Genomic DNA, 15,107 nt, shown 5'->3' on the forward strand with positions numbered 1-15,107 from the left:
ATGGCGTCGTGAGGCTGCCCGTCACTAGGGTTCAGTAACCTACCGCACCGGCTCCGGCGACGGCCGGTGTCCGCTGCCTGGCTCACCCTCGGGGGGGAAATGACGACGTTGACCGTGGGATCCGAAGCCGAAGCCTGGCTTCGTCGTCTGGTGCCCGATCTCCTCGACAGCGACCACCTCGAGTCGATCGTCAGCTTCACCGATACTCAGATTCTTCGGGACGTGCCAGAGATCGATACCTACGTTCTGCGTACCAACCTGCACGCCAGTTCCGCGGCGTTGGGGCGAGTCATGCTGCCGTCGCTGATCACCGGCGTCACGCCCACTGAGCTGCCGGACGAGGCGCACGTGCTGGCGGAGTCCATCGCGTACGGGGGTCTGGATCTGAAGGTGTTGTTGCGGATCTATCGTTCCGGGCAGCAGGCGATGATCCGGACGCTGTCCGAGCAGATCGAACTGTCGGTATCGGAGGTAGCCGAGACGCGCGAGCTGGTGATGCACTCGGCCGCCTGTGTCGCGGACTGGTCCGGTACGGCGATCGAAATACTCAGTGGCACGTTCGCTTTCGATCAGGACTCGGACCCGGCGGGCCGTTTCTCCCGTCGGCGCGAGACAGTGCGTTCGATCATCGCCGGTTCACCGGTCGATTCGGCGACCGCGCAGATGCGGTTGGGCTACGTGCTCGATGACTCTCATCTGGCATTCGTGCTGCGCCTCGAGGACAACGCCGGCGGTGGCCTGCCCGACCTCGAGCGAGCCGCGCAGCGCATCGTCTCGCAGCTGGAAGCTCGTGGCAGTTTCACCTTGGCGTGCGGCCATCGGACCCTGTGGGGCTGGGCGCGGACTCATCGCTCGCCCACCGCCGAGCTCTCGGCCTGCCTGGCGGGTAGCTCGATCCATGCCGCCTTCGGGCTGCCCGCACCCGGGGTGGCGGGCTTTCGGCGCAGCCATCTGGAATCGCTTGCCACACAGAAGATGTCACACAGGATCGCTCGGCCCGGCCGACTCGTGCTCTACGACTCGATCGAGCTGGAGCATCTGATCAGCCAGGACCAGGAGGCGATGGACTCGTTCATCGAGCGAGAGCTCAACGGGCTCCTGGGAGCGGACGCGAACGCAGTGCGGTTGCGCAAGACCTTGACCTGCTATCTGGACTCGATGTGCAGTGTCGAGGCGACCGCGCGTGAGCTGGGCGTGCACCGAAACACCGTGCGATACCGACTCGAACGGATCGAGCAGCTGCTGGGGCATCAGGTCGCGAGTCGACGACTCAAGTTGGAGGTCGCGCTCAGATTGGCTGCGGCACTACACAACTGACAGTTTTCGTGCGCGTCACGTCGCACCTCGATCCTTACGACTCCGAGGTTTTCAGCGGGTTGTCCGTCGCGGAACTTGCCGGGATATTGTCTGCGGCGTGGCTGAGTTGTTGGGATACTTCCGGCAGGTCGATTCGAATTCGCCGATCCATTGCCCGGGCGAGGTGTTCGTCGGCAGCCTGACGTACCACCGGTCGCAGTTCGGCCAGGGTGCGGGACAGGTGCTGCAGTTGAGCATGCGAGGGCTGATCGAGAACAGGCCCGAGAAGGTGGGTGCGGAACTGCTGCACGAAAGCGAAGGCCATCCGATCGAAGCCGGCCTCCAGTTCCCAACTCAGCGCGAGCAACGCGCGCAGCGGAATCCCCGCCGCTACCAGTGCCGTGGCCGTGTCGAGTAGGCGCCCGCTGTAATAGAAGAGACGATCTTCCTCGACGCGCACGTGCCCCAGCGCGATCGCCTCGGCCATGATCTCCGGCGTGATCTGGTCTCCGAAGCGGTCGACCAACTGGGCGAGGTCGATATCGATCTCACCGTCCGCCCACGCCGTCGCGGCCGCGGATTCGAACCCGAGCAGTTCGGAGACGCCGCCGCCCGACTCCGCGCTCGCCAGCAGGTCCGCGATCCCCTCGAGGCTGTGACCACGAGTGAGTAGATCGCTGATCAACGTCAGTCGCTCCAGATGACCGACGTCGTAGAACGCGTGCCGACCGCGCCGCACCGGCGGCGAGAGCAGACCCCGTTCCTGGTAGTAGCGCACGGTGCGCACCGGAACCTCAGCGGCTTGGGCCAACTCCGCGACCCGATACTCCCGCCCACTGTCCACCATCCCCACCTCCGTCCACCGATAGCGAGGCGATCCTATCCAACTGTCCCAGAAGCTGCTGTAGCGGTAGCAGGCAGATCGACGCATCTCTAGCCAAAATGTAGCACCACAGTTACAGTGTTCGCTGTAACAATGGGCAGCGCCGGAGGTCGGCAAGCGGGGACGCCGATTGGCACGCCACAGGAGGTCGGAAACCATGCTGACGAGCATTCCCTGCGCGGAGGAGGTTCAGATCGCCGGGGCGTCCGCAGCCACGCGTTTGCGCCACGACCACAACTTTTCCCAGCGTTTACTGGCGCAGTGGGGTGGCCTGGACGACAGGCGGCGCACAGTGTTGCCGTGCGGGGTGCCGTGGCGTGAAGCCGATGAGGTTGTGCGAGGTTGTCTGGATCTGATCGTGGCCGCGATGCAAGGCCGACCGCTCGGCGAGCCACCTGCTCAGCTCAGCGCGCGAATCGGCGATTGGGCCGCGGCGGGTGTGCCACTCGAAGCCGTGCAACAAGCCACCCACTCAGGTTTCCGGTTTGTGCTCGATCACCTCACCCGACGCGCCACCAGCGCCGACAGCAGGGCCGTCGCGACGGCCGGACACCGGGTCGGCGCGGTTCTCGAACAAGTCACAACCAGCTTCACCAGTGCTTATCTCCGTTGCGTCCGTGCCGAAACGAGCGGGCACACCGACGCCTCCGAAGAGTTGAGCTCAGCTTTGATAGCCGGGTCGGCGACGCCCGCGTGGACCAGGGGCCGCGGGTTCGAGATCGCTGGGGCCTACGCGGTACTCGCGCTGGCCGCCGCACCCGAATATCCCGACGATCAGGAACTCAGCGGCATCGCGGCTCGCGGGTGGTTGCGCCGGCTACACGAAGAACTCGCCTCCAGCGCGAGCCTTTCACCGCTGGCACAGCTGAGCGCAGGTGGCGGAACCGTGCTGGTCCCCGATGACAGCGGCGACGGCGCCGCTGCCGAGAATCTGTTCGACCGCCTGTGGGCCACAGCCGGGACACCGCTGCGGGCAGCACTCGTCCACGCTCCCACCCACCAAATCCCCGGGGCGGCAAAGGAAGCCCACGAACTGCTCGATCTCGCCGAAAAGCTGCACCGGCCCGCAGGCCTGTATCGCATGCGGGATCTGGTGGTGGAGTACCAGATCACCCGTCCCGGCCCCGGCCGGCGGCACCTGGCAGCGATTCTGGCCCCCCTGCACGATCAGCCCGATCTAGTCGAAACGCTGACGGAATACCTGCGCTACAGCCGCAACCGCAAACGGGCCGCGAGCACCCTCCACATCCACCCGAACACCTTGGACTATCGACTCCAGCGCGTCGCCCAGATCACCGGCATGGACCCCACCCACGTCGACGGGTCGTGGTATCTGCAGTCGGCCCTGGTTGCCCATGTGCACGAATCCGGCGTCTTGGATCCTTCGCGTTCCAGCAACCCGAGCCCGTAAACCGGGACTACCAGGCCTCGGTCAACCCGAACCACCTGCGGGAACAGCGTCGAGGACTGTCGGGCACCACTGCGCCGAGCCGTCGCTCAGGGGCTTTGTCGAGCGCGACGCATCGCTTCGAGCCGATCGAGCAGTGCCTCGAGAGATTCTTCGAACTCATCGCCCGCGCGGTTGGCTGCCAGGTGGCGCTGCAGACGATGGACATGGGGGTAGGCGGCCAGATCCGACGATTCGTGCCGTCCGGGCTCGGCGGTGGCGATCGGACTCAACTCGACCCCCATGGTCGCTACCTCGAGCAGGAGGTGGCCGAGCAGGAACGTGGCGAAAGACCGATAGACCTGGACTGCCTGACGGTCGTCGAAACCGTAGTGAAGCATCGTTTCGAGGAAGGATTCCATCCAGTTCAGGCTCCGCAGCGGCGGGCACAGCCACGGCGCTTGTGGTGGACTCGCGGCCATCAACGGGAAGACCTCGGGATGCTCGGTGGCGACGCGGCGTACACCGTGCGCGAGGCGCTGCAGGTAACCCTGCCAACTGCCGCCCTCATCGTCGGGCTCCATCAGGTTCTGATCGTAGAGCTGGTCGACGAGGTGATCGACCACACCGGCCAACAGGTCGTCCCGCCCGGAAACGTACCGATACAGGGCCATGGCCTCGACGCCGAGCCACGAGCCCAGCCGGCGCATCGTGAGATGCGCCAAGCCTTCCTCATCGATCAGCGCGATCGCCGATTCCAGGATCAAGACGCGATCCAGCCGCGGGGAACGCCGAGCGCCCCCGTCCCGTGGACCGCTGTCGCGCAGCTCGGCGCCCGAGTCGATCGTGTCCTCGCTCAGGGCGGAGCTCCTGTCAAAATCTTCGGGCCCTGGCCGTCCAGCACGCCGCTATAACCCCAGAATACCGGCAAGTTCCGGCTGATTCCAAGGCACCCCGCCGCGTAGTGCTCGTCACAAGGGTTTACAAGATAAACTGCAATATGTTTATCTTGTAAACGGCAGCCATGGAGCTGCCGAACCCCGGTTTCGCTCGCGTCACACGGGGAAACGCTGGGCCGATCGAAGGGAAAGTCGTGTCTGACAACGACAGCGGAGTAGAGGCCGGAGTCAAGGGCGTCGTCGAAGGCGTGAAGGGCAAGGCCAAGGAGGTCGCGGGCGCCGCGGTGGGCAACGACTCGCTGCAACGCGAAGGCCGTGCACAGCAGGACAAGGCCGATTCTCAGCGCGAGGTCGCGGAGAAGGAAGCCGAAGCCGAGAAGGCGCGGCTCGAGGCGTCGGCCAACGAAGCACGTCAGCGTGCCGCCGAGCAGGACTGACAGCTCGCGCCTGCGGGCCCGGCCGGGGGAACCGGCCGGGCCTGTGGGCTCGATTCGCAAAATGAGGAGTGACGTGATGGAAAAGCCCGCGATGCTGCGGTTGGACAGCACGGCGCGAACGACGCCCGGGTGCTCCGACCGACAATGGGCTGCGCGCGAAGCGGTGCTGAAATGGGCGCACAACGAAGACCTCCTCGACAACCCGGTCCCGGTGCTCGGCGCCTTCGTCGTCGGGGCATCGGTGTGTTGGCCAGGTAAATCGCTCACCGAGGACGAAGTAGTTCGCGCGTCACTGTGGTTGACGAGAATGGGGCTGTTCAACTCCATCGACCTCGACCCGGCATTCGGTCACCGCGCCACCATCTACCGTCCTCGGATCACCGCCGAAGGAATCCGCGTCGCTCGCGGACCCGGTGGAGTTCGCGGCGTTTCCTGGCCCGGCATCACGATTCGCCCGATCGGCCGGCCGACCACGCCGCCGCGCGATCTCACCCCTCCCCCGCAACAGACCGGGTAGACGACTGCCGATCCACCCCTCCGGATCGACCCCTCCTGATACTTGCGCAGACGCGACGATTCAGCAGCTGACAGCGTCAGCGACCGCATCGACGAACTCGTCGATGTCATCACTGCCAGGAAGCAGAATCCACAGCTCCGGACCACCCTGCAGCGAATCGAGTTCGGCATGGACGATGTCGTTCTCGACCCACAATCTCACCGCGACCCCGTTGTGGAAGGCGAGTTCCCTTGTGGCGGAATCGCTGTGAGCGACCCGCTCGGCGAACCGGCCTGCCAGCTGCCCATACAGCGACTCCAAGCTGTGCAACATAAGACTCCTTGCGCGGGACCGCACGAGCACCATTATCCGTGTGACAAACCCGGTCATCCTCGATCATGCTCGACCACATGCTGATTCGCACAGGCGGCTCCGCCGACGCCGCGGCCATCGCCGCTCTCCATACCGCCAGTTGGCGCATCGCCTACGCGGGCATCTTTCCTGACGAGTACCTCGACGGCCCGGTCGATGCGGATCACGCCGACCGGTGGCGCACTCTGTTGTCCGAGCCGGTCACCGCGGGTGTTTTCGTCGCCGAGCAGGACGCAGGCGTCATCGGTTTCGCCTATTTCCGTCCGACCGACGACGGCAGAGTCCTGCTCGACAACCTCCACGCACACCCCGATGCGCACGGCATCGGCATCGGTACCCGCCTCATCGAGTCGGGCCTGAGCTGGGCGGCCGCTACCTACCCCGGCCGCCCGGTCTATCTGGAGGTTCTCACCGCGAACACACCCGCCATCAAGTTCTACGAGAGTAGGGGATGGCACCGAACCGGTTCCGGCACAGTCACATTCGAGGCGGGATTCACTGTCCCCGAATACGAGTACACCTGGCAGCCGCCGGGGTGAGGCGTGTGACGACGTCGGCCCCTGAGTGTGGTCGGACATCCGTGCCGAATTCTGGACCGAATCGGCGGTGATCGATGGACTGATCGCGGGCATACCCGAGCATCGCTGGCACCGCGCACAACGCTGAAAACAGCGAACTCCGTCCTGTGTACGCATCCCCCCGAAACCCCGTCGACGATAACCATGTTACTGTTGCGTACGTCGTTGCTACGCCCGGGAAACCCCAGCGATAGACAACGCACGTGGCAGATCAGTCCTGCCTCCGGTCGAATCGGCGGACAACGATCACTTCCGCCGTTGACGGCGGTAGATCATCCAGCGATCGGGCGAGTCACACGGGTTATCGTCCCGCCGCCCACGATCGAACGCATTCACCACCACGTACATAAGGCGACGCATGAACACAGAACCTGTGCGCAGATCGCTCACAGCGACAATTTCCCAGCGACCGCTGGCGAAAGCTATCGACGTCGCCTCCGGTGATTCGCGGTGGTCGCACGACGTCGTCGCACTTGCCCCCGGAGGCCGGGGAAGGTTCTGATGTCACGACCCCCCTCTCCTCGCCCCGCCGAGCCCGACACTCACCTGCGAGTGATCACGGGTGGTCTGGTGGTCGACTTCCGCGGTTGCCGCACCGCCGTACGCAACTTTCTGCACCACTGGCTTTCGCGCCCTCATCCCTCCATCACTGCCAGCGAGATCAAGGACGGGTTTCTGCCGCACCGACGAATGCCCTGCGAAGGGCTGTGGTTGGACCCGTAGTCGCGGCCACGCGGCATCAGTTGTTCTTGAAGGGGTTGAAGGTCTTTCCGATGAGGTAGCCCAGACGGATGGGCAGGGGCTTCATGGCGACGGCGGAGATCTTGTTGACGGCGCCCGGAACGCACACGGGTTTGCCTTTCATCACAGCGTCCCAGCCCTCGGTGACGACGGCCTCGGGCTGCTGCCAGAGGATTCGGGGCAGATGATCGGCCTTGTCGCGCGTGCCCATGACGTCGTGGAATTCGGTGCGGGTGAAGCCGGGGCACAAAGCGGTGACGTGGACGCCGTGGGGTTTGAGTTCCATGTCGAGGGATTGCGAGGTGTTGAGGACGTAGGACTTGATGCCGGTGTAGAGCAGGCTGGCTCCGGGTGGGGCGAACGCGGCGACCGAGGACAGGTTGATGATGCGGCCCCAGCGGCGCTTCTTCATGCCGGGGATGACCAGGTGGGCGAGTTCTGTCGGAGCGGTCACCATCAGCTGGATCTCCCCGGCCAGGGCGTCCCATGGGGTGTCGGCGAACGCGGTCTTGCCCGACAGGCCCGCGTTGTTGATCAGGACGTCGACATCCAAGCCCTGCTGGTCGGCGTACTCCACAATCGCGGCGGGCGCGGCGGGGTCGGTGAGGTCGGCGGCGAACACCTCGCAGCGAACATCGTGGCGCTCGGTCAGCTGCGCGGCGAGCTCTTCCAGGCGATCGGCGCGGCGGGCCACGAGCAGCAGTTGGTAGCCGCTCGCGGCCAGGTGGTGGGCGAATGTCGCGCCGATGCCGGCCGACGCGCCGGTGATCAGGGCGGTGCGGGGAGATGTGGTCATGGATCCTTCGTTCGGGTTGGGCTGACAGGTGAGAAATGCGTCAGGCGGGTGGGCCGGGCAGCTCGCGGGGGCCGGGCGTGAAGGCGGGCCGGGCTTTGCCGATGTCGCCGCGGTAGGGACAGCACGGTCCGGTCAGCAGGAAGGGACGGGGGACGCGGCGCTGGTTGTCGGTGAATCCCCAGGTGCCGATGCCCAGGTAGACGCCGGGCGCGGCACGCCGCACCTCGTCCACCATGTGGATCGACCCACACATCGAGCTGTAGGCGCGATAGATGAGCGTGTAGGCCGGAGCTCCGTCGTAACGGGACGGGGCCAACAGCGTGCGCATCGGGTAGCGCTGCCGGACCTGGCCGAACTCGCCGAAGGTGTTGTAGCCGCGCCCGCTGTTCGCATCGACGGGCCGGAATGCCTTGCACAGCCACGGACCGAGCGGGTTGGCCACGGCCGCCTTTCCGGTCACTACCGCGAACAGGTTCGGCTGAGCCAGAAGCGAGGCGGAGTACTCGCCGTCGATCTCGGCGATCGTGGGGGCTTCCAGGGTGGTGAACAGGGCAAGCAGGCCGCTGGTATCGAGCCCTCGCAGCTCGGCGGCCGTGTTGTCGGTGTCCATAGAACCAGCCTCATCTCATCATCTCTTGAATGTCGCTCAAGAAGCCTAACGCCTTCTTGAGCGATGCTCAAGATAGGGTGGTGAAGTGCCAAGGAATCGACGCCCGCAGGACCGCGAGGAGAAGCGCGAGGAGATCATCGCCGCCGCGCAACGCATGTTCATCGACGACGGCTTCGAATCGGCGTCCACGGCGCGGATCGCCAAAAGCGCGGGAGTCACCGTCAATACGATCTACTGGTACTTCCAGGACAAGGACGAGTTGCTCATCGCGGTCTTGGACCGCATCCTGGCCGAGGCACTCGCCACCTATGCCGAGATCGACGGCCTATCGTTGAACGAGCAGCTGCTGTGGGTGGTCGACCAGCTGGAACAGCTGCACGGGCTCGTCAACACCGTGCACGTGCGCGCAGCGGCCTCCCCCGCCATCGACGTATGGCACGCCGGTTTTCACCACGTGGCCGACGCGCTCTTCGCCGACAACCTCCGCGCCGCCGGAATCGCCGAGACCGACCTCGCCGCCATGTCCGCCATCGGCACCTTCGTCGTCGAAGGACTCCTCACTCATCAGCGCGACGACGCGGACAAGCGAGCGGTCATCGACTTGCTCGTCCGGAGCCTCACTGCCGCGACCGGTCGACCTGAGACGAACTGACCGGCCACTGTTCCACCCGAGAAAGGGTGACGTCGGCGACGTCTACCCAGCAGACTGAACTCCACCGTCCAGTGCGCGCATCAATGAGTCAATCGGGCGGCCATCGTGGTCAGGTTGTCGGCGAAGGTCAGTACGAATTCGACGCACAGGTTGATCAGTTCGTCGCGGCTGATGTCCATACCGCCGTCGAGCCAGGCCAGGACCAATTCGGCGGCGCCGCCGGTGATCATCAGCGAGACCGCACGGACCAGGGTTTCACTACCGGCCGGCGGGTCGAACAGCGCGAGTTCCTGTTCGGCGACGACGTCGGCGATAGTGCGCATGGCGGCGGCGCGGCGGCGCATCAGGATCTCGCTGCCGTGCGCCTCGGCGAAAGCGATGCGGGCACGGCGGGGGTCGTCGACGACGGAGTTGAGAATGGCGGTGACGGCTGCCCGCGTTTTGGCTGCGATGTCATCCGGTGCGGCGGCGAGTGCGTCCAAGGAGCTGCGGATCGCGGTTTCGATGATCTCGTCGTGTACGGCGGCGGCGAGGGCGTCGAGGTCGTCGAAGCTCTCATAGAAGAACCGTGGACCGACCTTGGCCTGTTCGCAGACTCCACGCACGGTGGTCGCGGCCCAGCCCTGGGTGCCGATGATGTCGAGGGCAGCGTCCATCAGCCGCTGGCGGCGTTCGTCGCGTCGCTGTTCGGCCGAGGTGCCGCGGTAGATGCCGGTCGCTGCCCGTGTCACAACCCTCAGTATGCCGCACCAGAAACAGGAATCAATCGTTTACGGAAACGATTGATTCCTGTATGTTCCAAGTCACACCACATCGCCACGGTGCGAGAGGACAACGAACATGATGTCGACCCTGGGCCGACGGGCCAAATCCGCCGTATCCGCTCTTGCCGAGCGATATCCATCGCGAACCCGCGCGCTGGCAGACCCGCTGCCCGGCAGCGGATTACGTCCGATCATGGGCGATTACGGTGTCCCGCTCATCGGGCACGCCATCCCCGCGATGAGCGACAGTCTCGATTTCGCCCGCCGCCGTTTCGACAAGTACGGGCCGGTGCACTGGGCCGGAATTGTTGGGCGACGCGTTGTCATGGTCGCCGGACCCGAGGCCACCGAAGAAGTACTCGCCGACCGCGACAAGGTGTATTCCGCGCAACGCGGCTACACCTTTTTCATCGGTCCGTTCTTCCACGGCGGCATTCTGCTGCGCGACTTCGAGGAACACCGCTACCACCGTCGGATCTTGCAGCAGGCCTTCACCCGACCGCGGTTGGTCGGCTATCTCGATATCACCAGCCCGGCCATCGAACGCGGTATGCGCGACTGGACCCCGAATAGCGATTTCCAGCTCTATCCGGCGGCCAAACGCCTGCTGCTCGGCTTGTCCTCGGAAGTGTTCATGGGGGCGAATCTCGGATCGGAGGCCGCCGGGCTGGAGCGCGCGTTCATCGATGCGGTGCGTGGCGGCCAGGCACTGGTGCGCACGAATCTGCCCGGTGGTCTGTGGGCACGCGGACTGCGCGGGCGCGCAGTGCTCGAGGATTACTGTCGTCGCGAACTGCCGGCCAAACGCGCGGGCAACGGCGAGGATCTGTTCAGTGTGTTGTGCCGCACCGCGTCCGAGGAGGGCCATACATTCACCGACCAGGACATCGTCGACCATCTGATCTTCGTCCTGCTCGGCGCGCACGACACCAGCACGATCGCGGTGTCGATGATGGGATATCAGCTCGGATTGCATCCCGAATGGCAGGACCGGCTGCGCGCCGAATCGCAGGCGTTGGGCAAGGAGTCGCTCGACTATGCCGATCTGGACCGGCTGCCGACCCTGGATCTGGTCTTCAAAGAGATTCTGCGGATGTACTCCCCTGTCGGGCAGCAGGTCCGCGAAACCGTGCGGGATACCGCGCTTCAGGGTCAGTTCGTCCCCGCTGACACCTTGGTGATGATCGGCTCGTACTCGGCCATGCGTCAGGCCCGCTGGTGGAACGACCCCGACGTGTTCGATCCCGAACGGTTCACGGCCGAACGGCACGAGGACAAGGCTCACCGCTACACCTGGGCCCCGTTCGGTGGTGGCGCGCACAAGTGCATCGGACTCTATTTCGGCGGAATGACAGTCAAGGCGATCATGCACCGCATGCTGTTGCACTACCGCTGGACCGTGCCCGCCGACTACACCCCGCCGATGGGCTGGGCGACCGGCCCCGTCCCCCTCGATGGCCTGCCCATCCGACTCGAGCGCCTCGGCGCCTCGGTGTCCGCATGAAGATCGCCGCCGACCGCACCCGTTGCGAGGGCCACGGCATGTGCGAAGCTTTGCTGCCCGACATCTTTCGGGTCGACGACGAAGGCAACGTGACAGTGCTGACGGACCAGGTATCCGAAGCCGAACTCGACGATGTGCGGCTGGCGGTCGACAGTTGCCCGGTGGAGGCGTTGCGCCTGTCCGACTGAAGCACGCTCGCGGCGCGGTCGCCACCTCGCTGCGAGCGAAGCTGGAATGTCGTCGTAGCGGTATTGCACTCCGTGCAAGCCCACAAAGCCGGCACGGGGCAGGCACTGGCCAAGAGGGTCAGCGAGGATCGCCGGGATCGGCTCGGTTCGCTTGTGCCGATAGTTCGGCAATCTCGCGTTCGATGCCGTCGGCGATATCGTCGATATCGGGTGTGGTGTCGTAATCGCCGGTGATTCCGAAGACGAGCCGGTCGCGATAGCTCAGAACAGCGATAGTCGTGCGCAGGCGCATCGCGAGGGGAACACACGGCAGAATCTCGAGCACCTCGTGCCCCTGGAAAGTCAGTCTGCGGCGGGGGCCGACAACATTGGTCACCAATGCGGCGACACTGCGCTGCGGGAAATGCCCCGCCAGCCGGAAGGTCCACCCCACGAGAGCATGGGGCAACCACGCAGCCATCGCCAGCAACGAGCTCTGCGCACCGGCCTCCCCCTGAGCTCGATGTCGCGCGATCCGTTCGTGAACAGCGGCCAGCCGCTCGACGGGGTCGGCCAGCTCGATCGGCAGGTACGGGATCATCGCCGACACACGATTGTCGGCGATCTCCTCGGTACCAGCGGGCCGCACCGATACCGGCACCAGAACACGGACTTTGCCCGCCGTCGGCTCCTCCCCACGCTGGGACAGCACCGTGCGATAGGCCGACGCGACAGCGGCCAGCACCACGTCGTTGACGGTCACTTCGAAACTCGCGCCGATCGCGCGGACATCTGTCAGCGACGCTCTGGCGATCGCATAGCGTCGCTGTCTGCCGAGAGGACCGTTCAACGACGACGAGGGTGTCGGCGAGACCGCAGCGCCCACCACCGGAAGCAGGCCGCGCACCATGGTCGAGGCGAGGCGCGGCACCGCCCACGGCTCCCGCATGCCCCTGATCAGGAGATCGACAAGGCCGACGCCAGAACCGCGGGAGTCGTCCGCGCGCTTCGGGACACTGTCCTCGGGCGGATCGCACAGGCGCTCGAACAAGCTCATCCCCGAAACACCGTCGACCATGCTGTGATGTGCCTTGACGATCAATGCCCAGCGGCCACCGGACACGCGGTCGACGACCACGCACTGCCATAGCGGATGGTCGCGGTCGAGCCTCTCCTCCAGCTCGGTAGCGATGAGTTCACGCAGCGTCGGCTCATCGCCCTCGCCGGGCAGCGCCGTCCAGCGAATGTGGTGTGCCAACGCGAAGTCGGGGTCCCGCTCCCACACGGGCGCGGTCAAGTCCAGCGGTGACCGGCGCACTCGCTGCCGAAGACGTTCATTGCGATCGACCCGATCGGCGAGCATCGCATCGAACGCCGAACGGGTCGGTACCGGCCCCGCCATGATCGCGACGGCACCGATGCCGAGGCTGATATGCCGATCGGTGTCCTCCAACTCCATGAACCCCATGTCCAGTGGACGTAGCTCTGTCATCAGTCGACCTCCGAAGTGGGCGGTCGTGACAGCTCGTCACCGTTGAGGGGACTGTGGCACTGCCACTAGGTCGATCCTCGCGCATCGTCCTGGTCACGGGAAGGGCAGATAGTCCATCACCGGCCGCCGAAATACCCCCGCGATCACCGAGCACACCGCGCTGATCGCGGCCAGCACGGGCGCTCGGGCGCGACCGACGAGATCATGCCGGGGTTCGGTCATCGACCGAAGATCGACGCGAAGAACCCTGGTTTCGCTGGACGTGAGGAATTCTCGGTGCAGGTGCACCGGTCGGCCACTGCGACGGAATTCATCACACTGTCGACGTGTTGTCCGCATCCGCCCCAGGTCGTCTTCTGGCAACGCGAGCAGGTTTCGGGGTAGCACATGGGTGACTCCTCGTTATGGGTCGAAGTAGGTATCAGAGTCGGACACGCGCTCCCGATACAGGTGGGCGGGGGTGCGCTCGAGGATTCGCCGGTTCAGCTGTCGGCGAGCGCGTCGATCGCCGCGCGCAGGCGCGCGGTGGCCTCGGCGACGACGGGATCCAAAGCGGGCTCGCCGGTGACGCGGGCCATCAACTCGGGGTTCATGGCCTCCACGATGACAGTATCTGCCTCGGTGCGGTCACTGCGCACGACGACGTTGCAGGGCAACAGCAGACCGATCTGGCGGTCGATGTCGACGGCGCGATGGGCCAGCGGCGGATTACAGGCGCCGAGGATTCGATAGTCCTCCATCTCCTCGCCCAATTTGGCTTTCATCGTCGCGCGCATGTCGATATCGGACAAGATGCCGAATCCCTGATCGGCCAGCGCCGTCCGGGTGCGTGCGATCGCGTCGTCGAAGGTGGTGTGCAGCGTGGTCGACAGAGCCAGGTCCATGACCGACTCCCCTTTCGTCAGGCTGAGGTGGGAACAGCTTCTCGAGTTTCTTCTTCGGTCATCAGGGCCCGACCGGCCTCGATCTTGGTGACGACCCCGGCGAGCCGGCCGTGCGCGCACAGCAACCGATCGAGTACCACAGCGATGCCGGCCCGCTCGCCGACGTCGATCGCTACCGATTCCAGCCTCGCACACGCCGAGCACCGGCGACAGGCTGCGCAGGCCCAACCCACCCGAGTCCCAGGTGTGTGCGATCGATATCGAAAGTAGGTCCGATCGGCCCTTCTGTCAGGGACCTACGCCAGCAGTACGCCGGCGCGGCGGTTTCTACCGTCGAGGTATCCGCGCACCTCACACTTCGATCGGGGCACTCATCATGAGCACTCGGCTCATCCGCTACTCGCACGAGCTCGCCACATCCGTCGTCGTCGGCACCCATGGATCGGAGACGGCAGACATCGCGCCCGGCCCGGTCCCGCACCCGTCGGTCGAGGACCCGCGATGAAGAACGCCACGGCTCTCGCCATCGGTATCGCGACCTACGTCGCCGGACTCGGGCTCGGGTATTCGGTTCTCCTGCGCAAACGGTGCGCGACCTGGGGCGCGACCCGCGAGGAAGCGGAACGAACACTGCCCGGCGACGAATTGCTCGCCGACCCTGATATTCGAACAACCAGGGCGATCACCGTGGCGACCGACCCGGCGGCGATCTGGCCGTGGCTCGTGCAGATCGGCCCCGGGCGCGGCGGCGCGTATAGCTACGACTGGATCGAGAACCTGCTCGGCCTCGATATGCACAGCGCCGACGAGATCCTGCCCGAATTCCAGCATCCGGCACTCGGCGACGTGATCGCGCTCGCCACGAACGGCCCCCGGATGCGTATCGAAGTGCTCGAAGCCGACCGGTCGCTCGTGTTCGGCTCCGAGGACGGCAACGGGGTCTGGTCATTCCACCTCTACCCCGAACCAGCTGGTACCCGGCTGATCAGCCGCAATCTCATCTCGCTGATCGGGGCATCGCCGCCCTCACGGTTGTTCACCCGGCTCGTGGGCGAACCGGGCAGCTTGATCATGGAGCGAAAGATGCTCTCGGGCATCCGAACCCGTGCCGAGCACATGGTCATCAGTCAGAGCGCATTCTGATCCGAA

19 protein-coding genes are annotated in these 15,107 nt (G+C 65.3%); 10 read left to right on the forward strand and 9 right to left on the reverse strand.

Going from position 1 to position 15,107, the window contains the following annotated elements:
• The first annotated feature begins 99 nt into the window (after positions 1-99).
• Complete coding sequence (locus QX204_RS16745) at positions 100-1,317, forward strand: PucR family transcriptional regulator (protein ID WP_301907804.1); 1,218 nt, start codon at positions 100-102, stop codon at positions 1,315-1,317.
• 34 nt (positions 1,318-1,351) lie between these two features.
• On the opposite strand, the gene QX204_RS16750 is transcribed toward QX204_RS16745, so the two are convergent.
• Positions 1,352-2,143, reverse strand: coding sequence for a MerR family transcriptional regulator (locus QX204_RS16750; protein ID WP_301907805.1), 792 nt, complete (start codon positions 2,141-2,143; stop codon positions 1,352-1,354).
• A gap of 193 nt (positions 2,144-2,336) precedes the next feature.
• Here QX204_RS16750 and QX204_RS16755 point away from each other — a divergent pair, with 193 nt between their 5' ends.
• Positions 2,337-3,590, forward strand: coding sequence for a PucR family transcriptional regulator (locus tag QX204_RS16755; protein ID WP_301907806.1), 1,254 nt, complete (start codon positions 2,337-2,339; stop codon positions 3,588-3,590).
• 86 nt (positions 3,591-3,676) lie between these two features.
• On the opposite strand, the gene QX204_RS16760 is transcribed toward QX204_RS16755, so the two are convergent.
• Entirely contained in the window at positions 3,677-4,333 is a 657-nt protein-coding gene (locus QX204_RS16760) for a TetR/AcrR family transcriptional regulator (protein ID WP_301907807.1), read from the reverse strand.
• 326 nt (positions 4,334-4,659) lie between these two features.
• On the opposite strand from QX204_RS16760, the gene QX204_RS16765 reads away from it, so the two are divergent.
• Both QX204_RS16765 and QX204_RS16770 read left to right on the forward strand, forming a co-directional pair.
• Entirely contained in the window at positions 4,660-4,902 is a 243-nt protein-coding gene (locus tag QX204_RS16765) for a microaggregate-binding protein 1 (RefSeq protein ID WP_301907808.1), read from the forward strand.
• Between the two features lie 76 nt (positions 4,903-4,978).
• On the forward strand, positions 4,979-5,419 hold the full coding sequence (locus QX204_RS16770; protein ID WP_301907809.1) for a hypothetical protein: 441 nt from the start codon (positions 4,979-4,981) through the stop codon (positions 5,417-5,419).
• 60 nt (positions 5,420-5,479) lie between these two features.
• On the opposite strand, the gene QX204_RS16775 is transcribed toward QX204_RS16770, so the two are convergent.
• Complete coding sequence (locus QX204_RS16775; RefSeq protein WP_301907810.1) at positions 5,480-5,731, reverse strand: hypothetical protein; 252 nt, start codon at positions 5,729-5,731, stop codon at positions 5,480-5,482.
• Positions 5,732-5,808: 77 nt separating this feature from the next.
• Here QX204_RS16775 and QX204_RS16780 point away from each other — a divergent pair, with 77 nt between their 5' ends.
• A complete protein-coding gene (locus QX204_RS16780) occupies positions 5,809-6,309 on the forward strand; it encodes a GNAT family N-acetyltransferase (protein WP_301907811.1) in 501 nt (166 codons plus the stop codon).
• Positions 6,310-7,087: 778 nt separating this feature from the next.
• Here QX204_RS16780 and QX204_RS16785 read toward each other — a convergent pair.
• Positions 7,088-7,885 (reverse strand): SDR family NAD(P)-dependent oxidoreductase, encoded by a 798-nt coding sequence (locus QX204_RS16785; protein WP_301907812.1) that lies wholly within the window; start codon positions 7,883-7,885, stop codon positions 7,088-7,090.
• 40 nt (positions 7,886-7,925) lie between these two features.
• Positions 7,926-8,495, reverse strand: coding sequence for a hypothetical protein (locus QX204_RS16790; RefSeq protein ID WP_301907813.1), 570 nt, complete (start codon positions 8,493-8,495; stop codon positions 7,926-7,928).
• Positions 8,496-8,580: 85 nt separating this feature from the next.
• On the opposite strand from QX204_RS16790, the gene QX204_RS16795 reads away from it, so the two are divergent.
• Positions 8,581-9,147 carry a TetR/AcrR family transcriptional regulator gene (locus QX204_RS16795; RefSeq protein WP_301907814.1) on the forward strand — a complete coding sequence of 189 codons (567 nt, stop codon included), beginning with the start codon at positions 8,581-8,583 and terminating at the stop codon, positions 9,145-9,147.
• Positions 9,148-9,227: 80 nt separating this feature from the next.
• Here QX204_RS16795 and QX204_RS16800 read toward each other — a convergent pair whose 3' ends face one another.
• On the reverse strand, positions 9,228-9,878 hold the full coding sequence (locus tag QX204_RS16800; RefSeq protein ID WP_301907815.1) for a TetR/AcrR family transcriptional regulator: 651 nt from the start codon (positions 9,876-9,878) through the stop codon (positions 9,228-9,230).
• A 109-nt stretch (positions 9,879-9,987) separates the two neighbouring features.
• Between QX204_RS16800 and QX204_RS16805 the strand changes: the two genes are divergently transcribed.
• Entirely contained in the window at positions 9,988-11,415 is a 1,428-nt protein-coding gene (locus tag QX204_RS16805; protein WP_367620196.1) for a cytochrome P450, read from the forward strand.
• Complete coding sequence (locus QX204_RS16810) at positions 11,412-11,603, forward strand: ferredoxin (RefSeq protein WP_301907816.1); 192 nt, start codon at positions 11,412-11,414, stop codon at positions 11,601-11,603. The genes QX204_RS16805 and QX204_RS16810 overlap by 4 nt, the downstream gene beginning before the upstream one ends.
• 118 nt (positions 11,604-11,721) lie before the next feature.
• Here QX204_RS16810 and QX204_RS16815 read toward each other — a convergent pair whose 3' ends face one another.
• The 3 genes from QX204_RS16815 to QX204_RS16825 all read right to left on the reverse strand — a co-directional run bounded on the left by QX204_RS16815 (position 11,722) and on the right by QX204_RS16825 (position 13,958).
• The gene (locus QX204_RS16815; protein WP_301907817.1) at positions 11,722-13,074 is read right to left on the reverse strand and encodes a wax ester/triacylglycerol synthase family O-acyltransferase; all 1,353 of its coding nucleotides are present in this window, start codon (positions 13,072-13,074) and stop codon (positions 11,722-11,724) included.
• Positions 13,075-13,167: 93 nt separating this feature from the next.
• On the reverse strand, positions 13,168-13,296 hold the full coding sequence (locus tag QX204_RS16820) for a hypothetical protein (protein ID WP_301907818.1): 129 nt from the start codon (positions 13,294-13,296) through the stop codon (positions 13,168-13,170).
• 260 nt (positions 13,297-13,556) lie between these two features.
• On the reverse strand, positions 13,557-13,958 hold the full coding sequence (locus tag QX204_RS16825) for a DUF302 domain-containing protein (RefSeq protein ID WP_301907819.1): 402 nt from the start codon (positions 13,956-13,958) through the stop codon (positions 13,557-13,559).
• Between the two features lie 376 nt (positions 13,959-14,334).
• Here QX204_RS16825 and QX204_RS16830 point away from each other — a divergent pair, with 376 nt between their 5' ends.
• Positions 14,335-14,463 carry a hypothetical protein gene (locus QX204_RS16830; protein WP_301907820.1) on the forward strand — a complete coding sequence of 43 codons (129 nt, stop codon included), beginning with the start codon at positions 14,335-14,337 and terminating at the stop codon, positions 14,461-14,463.
• A complete protein-coding gene (locus QX204_RS16835; RefSeq protein ID WP_301907821.1) occupies positions 14,460-15,101 on the forward strand; it encodes an SRPBCC family protein in 642 nt (213 codons plus the stop codon). The genes QX204_RS16830 and QX204_RS16835 overlap by 4 nt, the downstream gene beginning before the upstream one ends.
• Positions 15,102-15,107: the final 6 nt, after the last annotated feature.

The organism is Nocardia sp. PE-7, assembly GCF_030486425.1.
Lineage (GTDB): Bacteria > Actinomycetota > Actinomycetes > Mycobacteriales > Mycobacteriaceae > Nocardia > Nocardia salmonicida_A.